This is a genomic window from Tahibacter caeni, assembly GCF_024609805.1.
In the GTDB taxonomy this organism is placed as follows: domain Bacteria; phylum Pseudomonadota; class Gammaproteobacteria; order Xanthomonadales; family Rhodanobacteraceae; genus Tahibacter; species Tahibacter caeni.
The window spans coordinates 1-17124 of the sequence record NZ_JANFVR010000027.1; the positions used below are offsets into that span (position 1 = coordinate 1).

Sequence of the window (17124 nt, forward strand, 5' to 3'; positions counted from 1 at the left end):
GAAATCAACCGCGCGCCGGCCAAGACCCAGGCCGCGGGCGCGATCTCGGTCGTCGTCTGCAGCGTCGAGCCGGCGCGGCTGGCGCGGCTGCGCGTCGATCTCGAGCGCGAGCTGGCCGGCGAGGACTGGGAGCTCGTCGTCATCGGCGACGCGCGCTCGCTCTGCGAGGGCTACGGCCGCGGCCTGGCCCGCGCATGCGGCGAGCTCGTCGTGTTCTGCCACGACGACATCGGCATCCTGAGCCGGCGCTTCGCCCGGCGCCTGCGCGAGCACCTGGCCACGCACGATCTGATCGGAGTGGCCGGCAGCGACCGGCTGTCCGGGCCCAAATGGTTCTGGTCCGGGCCGCCGCATACGGCGTCCTGGGTCAGCCAGCCGCACGGCGACGCCTGGCTGCTCGGCCTGCTCGGCAACCTGGGGCCCGTCGTCGAGAACGCCCAGGCCCTCGACGGCCTGTTCCTGGCCGGCCGCCGCGACGCGTTGTGGTCGCTCGGCTTCGACGCGGCGACCTTCGACGGCTTCCATTTCTACGACCTGGACCTGAGCTGGCGCGCCCATCGCGCCGGCCTGCGCTGCGCGATCGCCCTGGACCTGCTGCTGTGGCACGCTTCCGGCGGCAATTTCGCGGCGAGCTGGCAGCACTACGCCGGACGGTTCCTGCAGAAATTCCCCGAGATCGCGCCGACCGGGCCGGCCGCGGCGTTCCGCCCGGGCACCCTGGTCTGCGCCGACGAACGCCAGGTGGAGCCGATCTACGACTGGATCGCGCACTGGCTCGGCGGGCCGCCGGACTGAGACGGGCAAAGACGCGGCCGCTTTCGCGGCCGCGCCGTCGGGACTAGCCGGATGCCCGGCCGCCGACGCTCAGTAGCAGCTGTTGCCGTAGGGCACGCCGAAGCCGTCGTAGTACGCCGTGACCAGGTAGTACGTTTCGACGCCGTAGTAGCTCGAATCGCCGCTGCAGGTCTCGATCTCGGCCCGGTCGTATGGAGTGGGACCCGAGCCGGCGCGATACAGCACGCCGTCGAGCCAGACTTCCGCATCGGCATCGAGCGTGGCGACGAGATCGGTGAGGAACTCGGCGCCGTCATAGCCGGAATTGCAGTGCACGCGGATGTCGTTGGTCAGCAGGCAGCTGAAGTACTGCTTGACGAAGGACGGGTTGCTGCCGGGAATGTCGAGGACTTCCTGGCCGTTGACGAAGATTTCCGTGTGGCCGCTGCCGGCGGCCGAGGTCCAGTAGCTGGTCAGCGCATTGACGTCGGCGAAGGGACCGTCGCTGGCCGCCGCCAGACCGGGGGCGAGAACGGCGGCCAGTGCCAGGCCGCAGAGTTTGCTGATCATGTAGCGCTCCTTGTGGAGTGTGACTTGCTCGGGCGCCGCCATCGGCCGCTCCGGAAGCGGCGCAATCCGTGACGACGGCGGCGTGGAAATCATGCGCCGAGGGGATCGCAGATCCTGCGAACCGGGCGGCGCGCGACGAACGGCCGACACTGGCCGGAGCGCGGCAGGCGCCGGCCTCGGCCCTCAATGCCCCGCCACACTGGCCGCCACGGCGGCGTTGGCCGATAATTGCCGACTTTTCCGCCTTCCGGAACGTGTCCCATGCAGTACGTCTACACCATGATCGGGGTCAGCAAGGTCGTGCCCCCGAAGCGCGAGATCATCAAGGACATCTCGCTGTCGTTCTTCCCCGGCGCCAAGATCGGCCTGCTCGGCCTCAACGGTTCGGGCAAATCCACGGTGCTGCGCATCATGGCCGGCGTCGACCAGGACTTCGTCGGCGAAGCGCGGCCGCAGCCGGATCTGAAGGTCGGCTACCTGCCGCAGGAACCCGCGCTCGATCCGGACAAGACCGTGCGCGAATGCGTCGAGGAAGGCGTCTCGGAAATCCTGCACGCGCAGCAGCGCCTCGACGAGGTCTATGCGGCCTACGGCGAGGAAGGCGCGGACTTCGACAAGCTCGCGGCCGAGCAGCAGCGCCTCGAGAACATCCTCGCGGCGACCGACGCGCACACCCTCGAACGCCAGCTCGAAGTCGCCGCCGACGCGCTGCGCCTGCCCGAGTGGGATGCCAAGATCGCGAACCTGTCCGGCGGCGAGAAGCGCCGCGTCGCGCTGTGCCGCCTGCTGCTGTCCAAGCCCGACATGCTGCTGCTCGACGAGCCGACCAACCATCTCGACGCCGAGTCGGTGGAATGGCTGGAGCAGTTCCTGGCCGACTTCCCGGGTACCGTCGTCGCGGTCACCCATGACCGCTACTTCCTCGACAATGCAGCAGAGTGGATCCTGGAACTCGACCGCGGCCGCGGCATTCCGTGGAAGGGCAACTACACGTCCTGGCTGGAGCAGAAGGACGAGCGCCTGAAGCAGGAAGCGCAGCAGGAGAAGTCGCGCCAGAAGGCGATCCAGCGCGAACTCGAATGGGTGCGCCAGAACGCCAAGGGCCGCCAGTCCAAGGGCAAGGCCCGCCTGAACCGCTTCGAGGAACTGAACTCGGTCGAGTACCAGGCGCGCAACGAGACCAACGAGATCTACATTCCGCCCGGCGAGCGCCTCGGCGACATGGTCATCGAGTTCCGCAACGTGTCCAAGGCCTTCGGCGACCGCCTGCTGATCGACGACCTGTCGTTCAAGGTGCCGCCCGGCGCGATCGTCGGCATCATCGGCCCGAACGGCGCCGGCAAGTCGACGTTCTTCAAGCTGCTGACCGGCGCGGAGAAACCCGACAAGGGCGAGATCGTCATCGGCCAGACCGTGCAGCTGGCCTACGTCGACCAGTCGCGCGACAAGCTCGAAGGCACCAACAACGTCTGGCAGGAAATCTCCGGCGGCGCCGACATGATCACGGTCGGCAAGTACCAGACGCCGTCGCGCGCCTACATCGGCCGCTTCAACTTCAAGGGCCAGGACCAGCAGAAGATCGTCGGCCAGCTGTCCGGCGGCGAACGCGGCCGACTGCATCTGGCCAAGACCCTGATGCAGGGCGGCAACGTGCTGCTGCTCGACGAACCGTCCAACGACCTCGACGTCGAGACCCTGCGCGCGCTCGAGGAAGCGCTGCTCGAATTCCCGGGCTGCGCGATGGTGATCTCGCACGACCGCTGGTTCCTCGACCGCATCGCGACGCACATCCTCGCGTTCGAAGGCGACTCGCACGTGGAGTTCTTCACCGGCAACTACCGCGAGTACGAGGAAGACAAGAAGCGTCGCCTCGGCGACGAGGCGGCCAGGCCGCACCGCGTGCGCTACAAGAAGCTGGCCTGAGCGACGCGTTCCGCGTTGGGGGGCGCGGTGCCCTGCTCCGTCTGGAGCCGGGCGCCGCGACGGCGCGCGGGACGCATCGCAGCGGATCGCCGCGGTGTTCCGCTGAGCCTCGCGAACGGCTTTTCCCGTATCGGGTAGAGACCTGCCGCCATTCCCGCCGGAGACCGCCATGAGCCCACCGCGCTACAGCATCGTCGTGCCGCATTACGACGGCAGCGTCAGCGACGAATTCTTCCTACGCGGCATGCGCTGCCTGGCCGAGCAGACCCTGCAGGATTTCGAGATCCTGCTGTACCACGACGGCCCGCTGTCGCGGCCGCTGCCGGATCTGGCGGACCTGGGCTTCGGCGAACGCCTGCGCGTGGAAATCACGTCGCAGCGCCACGACGACTGGGGCCATTCGCTGCGCGATATCGGCATCCGCGCCGCGCGCGGCGAGTACATCGTGCATTTCAATCCGGACAATCTGCTGTATCCGAACGCGCTCGAAGTCATCGACCACTGGAGCCGCGTGCCGGTACGGCCCGGCGCGAACGAGCAGATGACCGAGAACCCGGACATCCTGATCTTCGGCATTCTCATGCGCGGCATGAGCTACAGCGGCCGCGGCGCGCTGTACCGCAATACCTCCTGGACGAACAATGTACTGATCTACACCGGCATACCCGCGATCGCCGGCCTGATCGACTGCCTGCAGCTCGTCGCGAAGACGGCGATCTGGCGCGAGATCGGCGGCTGGTACGACCGCTCGCTGGCGTCCGACGGCGAGATCTATTCGCGCCTCGTCGCCGAACGCGGCGCGCGCTACGTGCCGGCCATACTCGGCGAGCACTGGTGACGGCGCTTCAGCGCCGCCATTTGCGCCAGAGCAGCCGCGGCAGCGATGCCGCGAAGCGCGTCCAGAGCCCCAGCCAGACCATGCCGCGCAGCAGCGGCCGGCGCGCGGCCGGATCGAAGCGGCGGAACCAGCGCCACATGCCGCGATGCTTGTGCCAGGCGACGAACACCGGCCGATGCCGGCTCGATCCGCCCTTGCCGTGGACGACCGCGATCGAACCCGCGTAGTAGACCGTATACCCCGCATCGCGCAGGCGGCGGCACAGGTCCAGATCTTCGCAGTGCAGGAAATAGCCCTCGTCGAAGCCGCCGACCGCGTCGAACGCGGCGCGCGGCAGCAGCATCAGCGCGCCGGACACCGCCTCGGCGGGACCATCCGCGCCGCGCACGGCCTCGTCGAGCGGCTCGTTGACGCCCTGCCAGGAGGGCCTGCCGCCCGCGAAGCGCGCGAGGCCGCTCAGGGTCATCAGGCTGCGGCGCAGGGTCGGGTCGCGACGGCGCGAGGCCGCTTCGTCGCTGCCGTCGGGATGGCGTATGCGGACGCCGAGCAGGCCGAGCCGCGGCACGGTCGCAGCCCGCGCGAGCAGTTGCGCGACGCTGTCGGCCTCGAGCAGGCAGTCGGGGTTGAGGATCAGCAGATGATCGCCGCGCGCGAGCGCCGCGGCGCGGTTGACGCCGGCGCCGAAGCCGAGATTTTTCCCGTTGTGGATGATGCGCACCCGCGGATCGGCGCCGTACGCAGCGGCGACCGCGGCCACGCTGCCGTCGCTGCTCGCGTTGTCGCTGAGCAGCAACTCGACGCGCGCGGTGCCGGCGAGCGCGCGCCGCACCGTGTCGACGAGCCCGGCGCCGCTGTCGGCGGCGACGACGACGATGCTGGTCAGCACCGGCAGCCGCATGCGGGCGCCGCGGTCAGACGCCGGCCAGCAGCTTGTCGCCGGCTTCGCGCGCGTGCTGCCAGAGCTGCGGCCAGGCCTCGTAGTTGTCGGCGAGTTCGCCGAGCTCCAGGCGCAGGGCCTTGGCGCAGGCGGCCGCGTCGAACTCGTCGCTCCAGTCGCCGAGGCGCGGCGGCGCCTTGGCGATCAGCGCACGGCCGTTCGCGTCGATGATGCTGCGCACGTCGGCCTGCCAGTAGACCGGCGCGTCGCCGGCCGCCTCGAACTGCTGCTGCAGCCGCTCGATTGCGTCGGCGCGCACGTAGTTCAGGTATTCGCGCAGATGGCTGACGCGCGCGTTCTCGCTCGCGCCGGCCAGGTCGCGGAAGATGTCCGCGAGCAGGTCCAGGCGCTGCGCCGCGTCGCTGGCCAGGAAATTGCCGAACTGGCGCTGGATGTAGTCGGTCGCGAAGTGATTCACGCGCGGCGTATTGGCCTGCAGGGTCCGCGGCGAACGCGTGCGTGATTGTTCCTGCAGATGGCCGACCGCGACCGGCAGCTCCAGCACGAGCGCGTCCGGATGGCAGAAATGCGCGGCGGCCGAGAACAGCGCGTCCTCGCCGCGGCCGACCGCGTTCGTGCACGGCAGCAGCAGGCTGTTGTCGAACGCGAACGGCGTGAACCAGGAAATCGACGCGAGCCGCGCGCGGGCCGTGCCCTGCCAGATGAACTGCGCCTCGATGTTGGTCAGGTAGGTCTCGCGGCTGGAGCACAGATCGGCGCGGCCGGCCGCGTCGAGGTGATAGATCCAGGCAGCGCTCTCCGAGCGCGCGCTGCCATAGGTGCCCTGCTGCGTCGCGAGCACGCGCGTGTCGCTGTTCAGATGCGCCAGACGCGCGAGATTCAGGCCGCGCAGCGATTCGCGATTGAGGCCGTATTCGCCGCGCGCGACGAGCTCCCCGACGCCGATGCCGCAGACGTCCAGATGCAGGTTGAACGGGTCGTCGGCGATTTCCTCGCCGGCGGCCAGCGCCTCTTCCATGTTGCGATAGAAGCGCGCGAACGGCAGCTGGGTCGGATTGAGATCGAGACCGCCGCGCACGAGTTCGTGACGGCGCAGCGGCAGGCGCTGGTCGTCGTCGAACAGCGCGAAGCGCCCGCCGGCCGACAGCAGCAGCGCGAGATTCCAGCTGCGGCCGCCGCCGAAGCGCGTCGCGCCGGTCTGCGGCAGCAGCAGCCGCTGCAGCGCGGTCTGGCTCTGCGGCACGGCCTTGGCCAGACGCTCGACGAGGCGCTGGCGCTCGGCCGGGCCGACATAGGTGACCTTGCAGCCCGTCGTGCGCGCGAACTCGCGCAGCAGGTCGCGGTGGCGGTCGAGGTTGGCGGACAGCACCGAGTCGTCGAGCACGACGTAGTGACGGCCGGCACGCGAGCGGCGCTCGTAATCGCCGATCGAGGCGAGCAGGCGCTCGAGCTGGGCCGGCCGGTCGCAGGCGCGCACGAAGATCGCGCGCAGCGGCGCCGGCGCGGGTGCCGCCGTGCCCTGCAGGCGTTCGGTGAAGCGGAGATCGGAAATCAGCAGGTCGCGCTCGATCAGGCTCTGCAGCACGCGCGTGACGGCTTCGCGCTGGTGCTCCAGGCCCGGGATCGTGCTCTGGATGCGCGCGACGTGCTCGTCGAGGGTGCGGAATTCGCGGCACTGGTCCAGTGCCTGCAGGACCTGGAAGGTCATGACGTGGGCGTCGCCCGTGCGTTTGACCTGGAACACGCATTCGCTGTTGGACAGCGAGGCGACGACGGCGTCTTCGGACGCGAACAGCGGCGCGTTCGGATCCGGGCGCAGCGGCGCGGGCGGCGGCGGCGTGGCGTCGAAGGTGTACTGGTATTGCAGGTTGTTGCTCATGAAACCGGTTGCCTTTGCCTGTATCGACGCAGGCCCGGAGGCGCTGCGTGTCGCTGTCGTTGCTGGCGGATCGCCGCGGAACACGGCCGGGTTGATGCTGCCGGCCCGCGTCCGTCGTCGCGCTGCCGTCGTCTTGCAGGTGCGGTGCCGGCCGGGCAACCCCAACCGGGACTGCCGGCGGCTGCGGTGCTAGTCGGCACTGCCCCAGAAGCGCCACCACGGCCGCGGCGGAGCCGCGACGGGCGGCGGAGCGGCGGCGGCCTGCTCGCGCCGCAACGCCTCCACCTGCGCCTCGAGCTCGGCGATGCGCGCACCGGCGGCCATGTTCTTGCGAATTTCGTGATTGTAGTGCTGATAGACCGATTCGTCGCGATCACCGAACCAGGACGCCGCCGGCAGCTCCGGAAGCGGCCGGCGCGAACAGACCGCGATGTAATACATCGGCGCGTAGGCCAGGCCGTCCTCGACCCCGCCGTCGCGGCCGGCCGTGACGTAGTGGCCGGCCGCCCCGAGGTCGGGCGGATCCACGCTCCAGATCGCCGACTGGAACAGCAGGCGCTGGGCGTACAGCCGCACGTGCGGATAGCGGCGCCGCAGCAGCGCCTCGAACTCGTCGCGATAGAGCTCGCGCACGTGGTATTCGTTGCGGAAGCCGGCCGCGTCGCTGTAGGTGGCCTTGTCGGGCGAGGAAATCACGAGCAGGCCGTCGTCGGCCAGCGCGTGGCCGAGGCCGTCGAGCAGCGCGTCCTGGGCCTGCACGTGTTCGAGCGTCTCGAACGAGACGACGAGGTCGAAGCTGGCCGCCGGCAGCTGCAGTCTGGTCGCGTCGGCCTGGTCGAAGCGCAGGTTGGCCGCGGCGACGTAGCGCTCGCGCGCATGGGAGACTGCGACCGGATCGACGTCGAGGCCGAGCACGGAATCGGCGACCTGGGCCAGCAGCGCGCTGCCGTAACCCTCGCCGCAGGCCGCGTCGAGCACGCGGCGGCCGCGTGCCCAAGCGCGGACCAGTGCGTAGCGGTGCCAGTGCTCGTACCAGATCTCGCGCACGCACTCGGGTGTGAAGCGCTCGCCGGTGAAATCCAGGGCTGCGCCAGCGCTCATTCGCTTCGGCTCCTGCTCAGGGGGGCGGCATGTTCCCAGACGTGGGCCAGCCGCACCAGTCCCGATTCCGGGCTGCGGCCCCGGACCGTCAGGGTACGCTCGACCGTGTCGAACAGGCGCATGCCCTCGCTGTCCAGCGGATGCACGCGGATGGTGTAGCTGGCCGGCAGCAGCGGCAGCTCGGCGAAATGCAGCACGATGCGGTAGTCGCCGTCGGGCAGCGGCGCCGGCTGCACGCCGTCCATGTCGCTGCTGACGCCGTAGACCGGCGTGCCGTCGCCGCGGGCGATGCCGATGTTGACCACCGGCACGCGGCCGTCGCGCGAGGCGATCGTCGCTTCCACGGTCAGCGCGGCGCCCTGCTCGAGCGCCGGCAGGGTTTCGGCTTCCTCGCCGTTGACGCGCATGGTGCGCACGTGGAATTCGAGGCCGCGCACGGCGTCGAGATCGCGCGCGCGGCTGTCCTCGCCGGCAGATTTGCGCTCGTGATAGGCCAGGTAGGCCTGGGTCACCTCGAACACGTCGCCGCAGGCCTGCATGCGGCCCTGGCGCAGCCACAGCGCCTGCCGGCACAGCTTCTGGATGTGGTACATGCTGTGCGAGACGAGGATCAGGGTACCGCCCTGGTCCAGGTAGTCCTCCATCCAGCGTATGCACTTCTTCTGGAAGGATTCGTCGCCGACGGCCAGCACTTCGTCAGTGATCAGCAGGTCCGGTCGCGTCGCCGCGACGATCGCGAAACCGAGCCGAACCACCATGCCCGAGGAATAGTGTTTGACCGGTTCGTCGATGTAATGGCCGATGTCGGCGAACGCGACGATGTCGTCGAGCCGGGCCGCGAGCTCGTCGGCGGAGAAGCCTTGCAAGGTCGCCGACATCGCAATGTTGTCGCGGCCGCTGTATTCGGGATGGAAGCCGGCGCCGAGTTCCAGCAGCGCGCCGATGCGGCCATTGACCTCGACCCGCCCGTGGGTCGGCGTCAGCACGCCGGTCAGGAGTTTCAGCAGGGTCGACTTGCCGGCGCCGTTGTCGCCGATCAGCCCGAGCGACTGGCCGCGCGCGACCTTGAGGTCGATGTCCTGCAGCACCGGCGTGACCTCGCCGCTCGCGCGGCCGGCCAGCAGGTTGACGAGCGCGCGCAGACGGTCACTGCGGCGGAACACGCGCGGATAGCTCTTGCCGAGGCCGCGCGCCTGCACGAGCACGCTCACAGGAAATCCTCGAAATGCCGCTGCAGGCGGCGGAATGCGAAGCCCCCGGCGAGCACGGCCAGCGCGACGCCGGCGAAACTGCAGGCCAGTGCCGGCCAGCCCGGCGCCGGCATGCCGAGCAGCATGAAGCGCAGGTATTCGGCGAACCCGGTCATCGGGTTCAGGTCGAACCACGGACGTGCCGCTTCCGGCATGACGTTGCGGCCGTAGAACACCGGTGACAGGAACATCCAGAGCATCAGCAGCTGCGGCAGCGCCGGCGCGATGTCGCGCACGAACACCTGCAGCGCCGACAGCAGCAGGGCGAGCCCGAGCGCGAACAGGAACAGCAGCGCGAGCGCCGGCAGCATCGCCGCGAGCCCGGCCGGCGCGATGCCCGCGCCGACGACCAGCAGTACCAGCAGCAGGCCGAGATAGCCGACGCCGTGCACGGCGAACGCCGCGAGCACCGGGGCGAGCACGAGCGCCGACCGCGGCAGCGCGACCTTGCCGATCAGGCTGGCGTTGTCCTGGATCGCCGTCGTCGCGCGACTGACGGCTTCGGCGAATGCGGTCCAGGGCCACAGCACGACGACGAGGAACGGCACGTAGCCTGGCGCGTCGGCGCCCGGCAGGCGCTGGCGGAAAATGTATCCGAATACAAAAGAATAAACGGCGAGCTGCACGAGGGGCTGCACGAGCGCCCAGGCCCCGCCGCTGAAGCTGCCGAGGTAGCGATTGCGCAGGTCGCGTCGGGCGAGCTGCAGAGCGAGCCCGAAGACCGAAGCGATGCGCGCGGTCCTCGGAGAGAGTGTCGGGCTCATGACGAGCGCGCCGGCAGCGGCGCTCGTGCGGCGCAGTGCCGCACGAGCGGCAGGATCACTGCGGATTCGCCGCGTCGTCGGCGGCCGGCAGCTTCGGCGTGACCGGACCCGGCGCGCCGTAGCGTTCGCGCAGCGTGGCCAGCACTTCCGGCTGCGGGTCCATCTTCTCGTTGCGCAGGCCGTCGAGCTTGCCGCGGATCTGCGCTTCGAGCCATTCGGCCTCGAGGCGCGAGACGATCTGCGCGCGCACCTTCTCGTAAGGCTGCTGCTGCGCGGGCTCGATCTTGACGAGCTTGATGATGTGGAAGCCGTACGGCGTGCGTACGACCGGGGAGATCTGGCCGACCTTCTCTAGCTTGGCGGAAGCCTCGGCGAACGGCGCGACGAAGTTTTCCGAAGAGGCGTTCTCGATCAGGCCGTGGTTGTCCTTCTTGCTCTGGTCGTCCGACAGCGATTCGACGAGCGCTTCGAACTGAGAGGGATCGCGCGCGATCTTTTCGGCGGTTTCCTTCGCGAGTGCTTCGGCCTGTTCGGCAGTGCGCGACTTGGTGTCGATCAGGATGTGCTTGACGTCGACGCGCCGCGGAATCTGGTATTTCGGCTTGTTGGCGAGGTAGTCCTCGTGCGCCTGCTCGGAGAAATCCGGCGCCTTCAGACCTTCGCGGAACTTCTCCATGCGCACGCGCGCCAGGGCCGTGTCGATCGCGAGTGAGATCTGCTTCTGCGCGATCGGATCCTTGTCGAGGCCGAGCTTGCGCGCCTCGTCGGCGAGCTGCTTGTCGAGCAGCAGGCTGCGCAGCATCGTTTCGATGCGCTCGGGCTTGTTCATGAAGCCGGCGCGGTCGTCGCGCGGGACTCGGTGCACGTAAGCGTCGACGTCGGAGAGCGTCACGCGGGCGGTGCCCTGCGAGACGACCAGCGTGTCGCCGTCTTTGGCGAGTTCTTCCGCCGACGCGGCAGCCGCGGTCAGCAGACCAAGAGCGAGAATCAGTTGGCGCATTGGATATCCAAAAAAAAGAAAGGGGGCGCGCCGAAAGCGCGCCCACCGAATTGATGGAATCTGAATTGACCGCGGGGCTTTCGGCGGAGTTCCTCGCGCCGGTACCGCGGAAAGACGACGGCCTGCGCCGAGGCGCAGGCCGTGCCGAATCACTGGACTTCGTCGACGCCGGCCGGCCAGCCGGTACCGCCGAGCTTCTGTTGCTGGATGGTGTTGCCGCAGGTGCCGCTGCAGTAGGAGTTCGTCAGATTGCCCAGCGGCGCATGGATGATGTTGAAGTAGTAGGTTTCACCCGGCACGAGCTGGCACAGCGTCGTCGCACCGAGGTAATAACCCCACATCAGCGTGCTGTTGACCGGGCCGTTGTTCATGATGCAGTGCGAGGTCAGCGGCGGCGTCGGCGTGGCCGAGAAGTCGCCGCAGGTCTTGCTGATCGTCCAGGACATGCGCAGGGTCTGCGGCTGGGTTTCCTCGAAGCGGAACTGGCCGTAGGTCTGGTTCGGGAAGTTCGCCGGCACGGTGAACTTCAGCGAGACGTACTGGTTGCGCTGGATCATGACGCGCTGGTTGATGTTGGTAGTGCCCGGGAACAGGCGCGGCGCACCGTCCGGGTTGTGACCGAAGACGTTCTCGAACAGCGTCATGTCGACGTCGCGAGCCGTCGTGATGCCCGCGTTGTACATGACGGTGCCGAAAGTCTGACGCGTGATGCCGGCGTTGTTGACGCAGGTATCGCCGCCGCCGCCACCGCCACCCTGGTTGACGGTCACGTTCTGTCCGGACGTGGCCGTCACCGAGGAGCCGACCTTGTTACAGCTGAGCTGGAAACGATAGCTGCCGGTGACATTCGGAAGCGTCACGTTCACCGACTTGCCCGTCGCGCATTCCGCAGCCGAGCTGCAGACGTTGCCGGTCAACGGCCAGTTGCTGACCGCGCCCGGCGTGGAGCTGCCCGCATAGGTACAGCTATCCGCATTGGCGGCCCAGGTGATCGTGTGGCTCGCGCCGGTCGTCGTCGTCGCCGGAATGTCATTCGTGTCGATGCCGTTGCTGATCGACGGATCCGATACCGGAGTGGTGCCGGTCGGGCAGTCCGTACCCGAGAACGAGCCGGTCGCCAGGAGCGCGCCGGTCGTCGGGTCCATGCTCACGCCGGCCGCGTCGGTCGTGTATTCGCAGACCTTCGGCGATCCACCATTCGGGGTCCAGGTGAGCCGCAGCGTCGTCTGGGCATTCGCAGAACCGGTAGCGGCCGCGATCGTGAACAGCAGCGCAGCGGCGGGCAGGCGCAATGCAGGCATTGACAAGTTCCAATTCAGATGAGAGCGATTGAATTTTAGCGCCGGATATGCCGTCCCGTGCAAACCCTTCGTTAAATCAAGTTGCATGTGAACGGCGGGCGAAGCGTGAAAAGCGGCCAATCCTGGAGCCGTAAATCCGAAAACACCCTTGAAATAGGCCCCGATACGCAGCCGGGAAAGCGCGCGGCAGCGCGGGGGTGAGGATATTTATACACATTGCAATCCCGCCGGACGGTCCGGCCGGCCGGCCGACTGCGCGGATCCGGCGCGATCCGGAGTATGCCCCTGAGCAATCCCGGCCGGGCCGGGACCGCCGCGCGTGGCGCGCCGATGGAGCGTAACGGGAAGCGAGAGGATCGCGGTGAAAAAAAAGAGGGGCCCGAAGGCCCCTCTTTCACTACTGAAACACCTGCTTACCTGATGGATATCAGGAGCAAGCCGCCGTCGCGTTGGTGCAAGCGCGGCTGGCGCGGTGACGGAACAGGCCGCTGTAGTTCGACAGCACGCCCGCGCCCACGTTGGTGTTGATGTAGTTGACCGCTTCGAAGCCGGTCGCCGGCAGACCCGAGTACACGTCGCCGTCGATGGACGCACGGCTCGAGTGCGGCTGGGCAGCCGGGTTCATGCCGAGACGCATCCAACCCGTGGCGGCGAACGGCTTGACGTTCGTGACCAGCTTCGAACCCAGCACGCCCGACTCGGTCGGAGCGGTGGCAACGTTCAGGAAGCTGATGACGTTCGTTTCCTTACACAGCGAGGAAGCCGGCTGGCCCGGAGGCGGCGGCGAGAAGCCCGGAGCCGGACCGCTCGGACGACCTTCTTCGCGGTCGAACTGAGCGATTTCGATCTGGGTGCAGGACAGACCGTCGCCGTTGCCCGTGGCGTCTTCGCCGAAGGTGTAGCGGAACGGCTGGATCGCACCCGGATCGCCCAGCGCGACGCCGAGGATTTCGTTGTCGACGTAGAAGCGCTTGGTCGGGAAGGTCACGACCCAGTCGGTGTTCGAGCCGACCGACGAGTCAACGTTGTATTCGTTGAACAGGTTGTTCGACATGAACACGGCCGACACGGCGTCGATCGCGTTGCTCGGGGCGCCCGTCGTCGAGTAGTCCGAACGGATCAGCTGACCAGCCGAACCGAAGACGTAGGCGGTGGCCACGCCCGGACCCGTGTTGGCCTGAGCCAGCGACGGCGTCAGCGAGGACGTGTCGGAGAACAGCGGGATGATCGTGAAGCCATCGATGGCGTCAGCGTTGTAGGTGAAGAACGTACCCTGAGCAACGTTGACGACGCCGCCGGCGCCGAACAGACCGCCGGTCGGGGCGACCAGCAGCGAGTTGGACGGGTCGATCGCCTGGACCACGTTGCAGTTCGCCGGGGTGCCGGCCGAGGTGTGGGTCACAGCCGTGCGCAGCGCGCCGGTCAGGTCGGCCATCGAGATCAGCTCGATGTGACCTTCGCGGGTACGGGCGTCGTCGACCGGGCCGGTATCTTCATGGTCGCCGGTGTAGGCGTACGGCAGGAAGACCTGGTACGGACGGCCGGTACCGAGCGAGCCGGTCCAGTCGGACTTGTTCGGAGCCGTGCAGCTCTTGTCCGTCGTGGTGATCGCGGCGCCGTCACCGGTCAGGCCGGCGTCGGTCAGCGCGAACACGCTGGCGGTCCACACGTCGTATTCCGACAGGAACAGGTTGAAGTCGAGGACTTCGCGAGAGTTGTGACCCTCGAGGAAGCGGACCTTGACAGCCTTGGCGATGTTGGTGGTGTTGACCACCGAGACGATCGTCTGCTGGTTCTTGTTGACCGTGTAGTACGGGTAGACCAGGACCTGGCCGGTACCATCCGGGTTCAGCTCAACGGCGTTCGCGGTGCTCGCGATGCCGGCGATGGCGGCGAGGCCGGCGACAACCGAAGTCGTCAGATTGTTTCTCTTCATCACAACACTCCTAATGAACCACAGGGCTTTTGCTTACAACCGACCATGCTCCGCAACAGCGGTTTTGGCCCGCCTTTTTTGGGCATGGTAGGGCAACAGCGCGCCAATGCTAGAACAAAGGTCATGGCAACGCAATCCCACGAAAACCGGCTTCGGAGGCCGGCTTATTGAGCCGGAAGGTGGTACCACTGCCCCTTGATGCGGAGCCATTTTTCCTTCTGGACATCAGTACTTGAGACCGGACCCGGGACGCCGGCCGCGATCCGCAGCTCGAAATCGACGATCAGTCGAACGTTGCAGGTATCCGCATCCGGACACTCCTTGTCCATGAGCTCGACCTTCTTCCAGTGGACCGGCCGCGTCGACATGGCGGCGGCGTACTGATCCTTGGGGTGGGTGGACCGGTAGCCCGGGGTCAGGTACTCGTAGGCATCGGCCGCCTTGTGGTCGATCAGCAGCTCCCACCGCTTGACGGCGCGCTCTTCGACGCTGGCGCCCTTCTTGGCGCCGCCGCCGGCGGAACAACCGGCCAGCAGCGCGAGCAGCGCCGGCAACAGCAGGATCTTGGCATTCTTCATGGGCTTCACTCCGCTAATTCGTCAGTTCTGCTTTTTCTTGTTGGCCTTGTCGCCGAACGCGCTCTCGAGCGTATCGCCGCCGGCACCCTTGATCGGCGGCAGCGATTCGAAGCGACGCTGATATTCCTCGGTGATGCTGCGCGCATCGACGGCGTTGCCGACGACGCGCGGCGTGATCAGCACGATGAGTTCGGTACGCGTGCGATTCTTCTTGGTATGGCCGAACAGGTTGCCGAGCAGCGGGATGCGGCTGAGCCCCGGCACGCCGTCCTTGCCGGCGACTTCCGATTCGCCGATCAGGCCGCCGAGCAGCACGGTCTGGCCGCTCTGCACGGCGATCTCGGTCTCGATCTCGCGCTTGGCCACGCTGTAGTTGCCGGTGACGTCCTGCGCGCCGGGCTTGCTGACCTCCTGCGACACTTCCATGTAGACCAGGCCGCCCGGATTGACGCGCGGGGTCACGGTCAGGATCACGCCGACGTCGCGGAACTGCACCGAACCGTAGCTCGTTCCCGTGTTGACGTTGCCGTTGACGCCGGTGGTGAAGCCGCCGCTGAGATAGTTCTGCACGACCGGGATCTGGTCGCCGACGTTGATGCGCGCTTCCTTGTTGTTGAGCACGACCAGCGACGGCGCCGACAGGGTCTTGGTGTTCGAGCTCGTCTGCAGCGCGTTGATCGCGACTTCGATCTCGCTGTTGATGAACGAGAAGAACAGGTTTGAGTTGGCCGAATTCGGCGTGTTGGTCGCACCGAACAGGCCGCGCTGCTGGTTGCCGGGCTGCGACTGGGTGAAGCGGTTTTCGCCCTGGTTGCTCGTGCCGATCAGGCCTTCGAGGAACCAGCGCACGCCGTACTCGAGATCGCCGACCAGGGACACTTCGAGGATCTTGGTCTCGATCTGCACCTGCAGCGGCTCGACGTCGAGGCGCTTGATCGCGCTCTGGATGATGCCCCACTGGCTCTGCGTGGCCATCACGAGGATCTGGTTGTTTTCCTCGACCGCGGTGATGCGCACTTCGGCTTCGTCGTCGCCGATCGTGAACGACGCCGCGCCGCTGCCAGAGGTGCCGCTGTTGGCGGCCGCCTGCCGTTCGCGCGTGGCTTCGGCACGGCGGCTGTTGTCGTTCGTGCCGCGCATCTCGACCGACTGCAGGCCCGGTGCCACGCCGCCGCGCGTGCTCGTGCGGCGCGACGAGGAACCGCTGCCGCGCTGGCCCGTGAACACCTCGTTGAGGCGGTCGGCGAGGTCGACGGATTTTACATTTTTGACGTCGTACACATATAGCTGGGTGCCGTTCTCGCTGCCGCCCTGGTCGAGGCGGCGCAGCCACTCCTCTGCCTGGGCCAGATAGTCCGGATTCGGCGTGATCACGATGACCGAATTCGTGCGCTCGATCGGCACGAAGCGGAACATGCCGGCCATCGGCGATTCGCCGGTCGCGCCGAACAGCTTGTCCAGCTCGGGCATGATCTTGGCGACTTCGACGTTGACCACGGCGTATACGCCGATCGACATGCCCTTGAGCCAGTCGACGTCGAAGGTGTCGATCGTGCGCTGGTAGTTGCTCAGCTCGGTGCTCGTACCGGCCAGCACGAGCATGCTGCGTGCCGTGTCCACCGAGACGAAGGCCTCGGGCTTGGCATAGGGCTTGAGCAGCTTCTCCATTTCCTTCGGCGAAACGAAGCGCAGCGGGAACACGCGCACTTCGTAGCCCTTGGCCAGGCCCGGCGGCGCGACGCGCGGCACCAGCTTGCCCGGCAGCGCGTCCTTGGTCGGCAGCACCGTGTAGCGCCCCTCGCTGTAGACCAGCGAGTTGTTGGTCCAGGACAGCAGCATCTCGAGGATCGACATGGCCTGATCGGACTTGATCGGCTTGGACGTCGAGAAGCTGACGTTGCCCTGCACGCCCGGCGCGATCACGTAGTTGAGCTGCAGCAGGTCGCCGAGGATGGCCTTGGCCACGGCCTGGATCGGCTGGTTCTCGAAATTGAAGGTCAGCTGGCCGTCGGCGTCGGGCACGCTCGGGACCGGCGCGCGCGCGGCGGCCTCGTTGATGAATTTCGAGGTGCCCTTCTCGATTTCCGGCTTGGGCACCTGGGCTGACGGATCCTTCTTGCCGCTCAGCGCGATCGGACCTTCGTCGCGTTCGAGCTTGCCGGTCAGCACCTTCTCGGCTTCGGTTTCCGACGGGGCGGATTTCGTCGGGAGTTCGTCGGCGCGGTCGGGCCGCACCGGACCGGACGTGCAGCCGCCGAGCGCGACCAGCAGCGCGACCAGGCAAAGGGGATACAGACGTAGACGCACTGGTG

At 67.6% G+C, this 17124-nt stretch carries 14 protein-coding genes; 3 read left to right on the plus strand and 11 right to left on the minus strand.

The features are described 5' to 3' along the window. Positions 1-795: glycosyltransferase family protein (locus tag NON22_RS04225; protein WP_257385665.1), on the plus strand; the 795-nt coding region annotated here is incomplete at its 5' end. Between the two features lie 69 nt (positions 796-864). Here the strand turns inward: NON22_RS04225 and NON22_RS04230 are convergent. Then, positions 865-1344 (minus strand): hypothetical protein, encoded by a 480-nt coding sequence (locus NON22_RS04230; protein ID WP_257385666.1) that lies wholly within the window; start codon positions 1342-1344, stop codon positions 865-867. Positions 1345-1605: 261 nt separating this feature from the next. Between NON22_RS04230 and ettA the strand changes: the two genes are divergently transcribed. Next, a complete protein-coding gene (gene ettA, locus NON22_RS04235; protein ID WP_257385667.1) occupies positions 1606-3267 on the plus strand; it encodes an energy-dependent translational throttle protein EttA in 1662 nt (553 codons plus the stop codon). 169 nt (positions 3268-3436) lie between these two features. Continuing rightward, a complete protein-coding gene (locus tag NON22_RS04240; RefSeq protein ID WP_257385668.1) occupies positions 3437-4105 on the plus strand; it encodes a glycosyltransferase family 2 protein in 669 nt (222 codons plus the stop codon). A gap of 7 nt (positions 4106-4112) precedes the next feature. On the opposite strand, the gene NON22_RS04245 is transcribed toward NON22_RS04240, so the two are convergent. From NON22_RS04245 to gspD, 10 genes are all read right to left on the minus strand, one after another. After that, entirely contained in the window at positions 4113-5003 is an 891-nt protein-coding gene (locus NON22_RS04245; protein WP_257385669.1) for a glycosyltransferase family 2 protein, read from the minus strand. 13 nt (positions 5004-5016) lie between these two features. Then, complete coding sequence (locus tag NON22_RS04250; protein WP_257385670.1) at positions 5017-6882, minus strand: lantibiotic dehydratase family protein; 1866 nt, start codon at positions 6880-6882, stop codon at positions 5017-5019. A 189-nt stretch (positions 6883-7071) separates the two neighbouring features. Further along, the gene (locus NON22_RS04255; RefSeq protein WP_257385671.1) at positions 7072-7983 is read right to left on the minus strand and encodes a class I SAM-dependent methyltransferase; all 912 of its coding nucleotides are present in this window, start codon (positions 7981-7983) and stop codon (positions 7072-7074) included. Beyond that, entirely contained in the window at positions 7980-9194 is a 1215-nt protein-coding gene (locus tag NON22_RS04260) for an ABC transporter ATP-binding protein (protein WP_257385672.1), read from the minus strand. The genes NON22_RS04255 and NON22_RS04260 overlap by 4 nt, the downstream gene beginning before the upstream one ends. Continuing rightward, entirely contained in the window at positions 9191-9997 is an 807-nt protein-coding gene (locus NON22_RS04265; RefSeq protein ID WP_257385673.1) for an ABC transporter permease, read from the minus strand. Before NON22_RS04265 ends, NON22_RS04260 begins: the two co-directional genes overlap by 4 nt. A 55-nt stretch (positions 9998-10052) precedes the next feature. After that, the gene (locus NON22_RS04270) at positions 10053-10997 is read right to left on the minus strand and encodes a peptidylprolyl isomerase (RefSeq protein WP_257385674.1); all 945 of its coding nucleotides are present in this window, start codon (positions 10995-10997) and stop codon (positions 10053-10055) included. Positions 10998-11146: 149 nt separating this feature from the next. Continuing rightward, a complete protein-coding gene (locus NON22_RS04275) occupies positions 11147-12298 on the minus strand; it encodes a hypothetical protein (RefSeq protein WP_257385675.1) in 1152 nt (383 codons plus the stop codon). Between the two features lie 427 nt (positions 12299-12725). Continuing rightward, on the minus strand, positions 12726-14234 hold the full coding sequence (locus tag NON22_RS04280; protein ID WP_257385676.1) for a hypothetical protein: 1509 nt from the start codon (positions 14232-14234) through the stop codon (positions 12726-12728). 164 nt (positions 14235-14398) lie between these two features. Next, positions 14399-14812, minus strand: a complete 414-nt coding sequence (locus tag NON22_RS04285) for a hypothetical protein (RefSeq protein WP_257385677.1) — start codon at positions 14810-14812, stop codon at positions 14399-14401. A 21-nt stretch (positions 14813-14833) separates the two neighbouring features. Then, positions 14834-17119 (minus strand): type II secretion system secretin GspD, encoded by a 2286-nt coding sequence (gene gspD, locus NON22_RS04290; RefSeq protein WP_257385678.1) that lies wholly within the window; start codon positions 17117-17119, stop codon positions 14834-14836. Between the last annotated feature and the right edge of the window lie 5 nt (positions 17120-17124).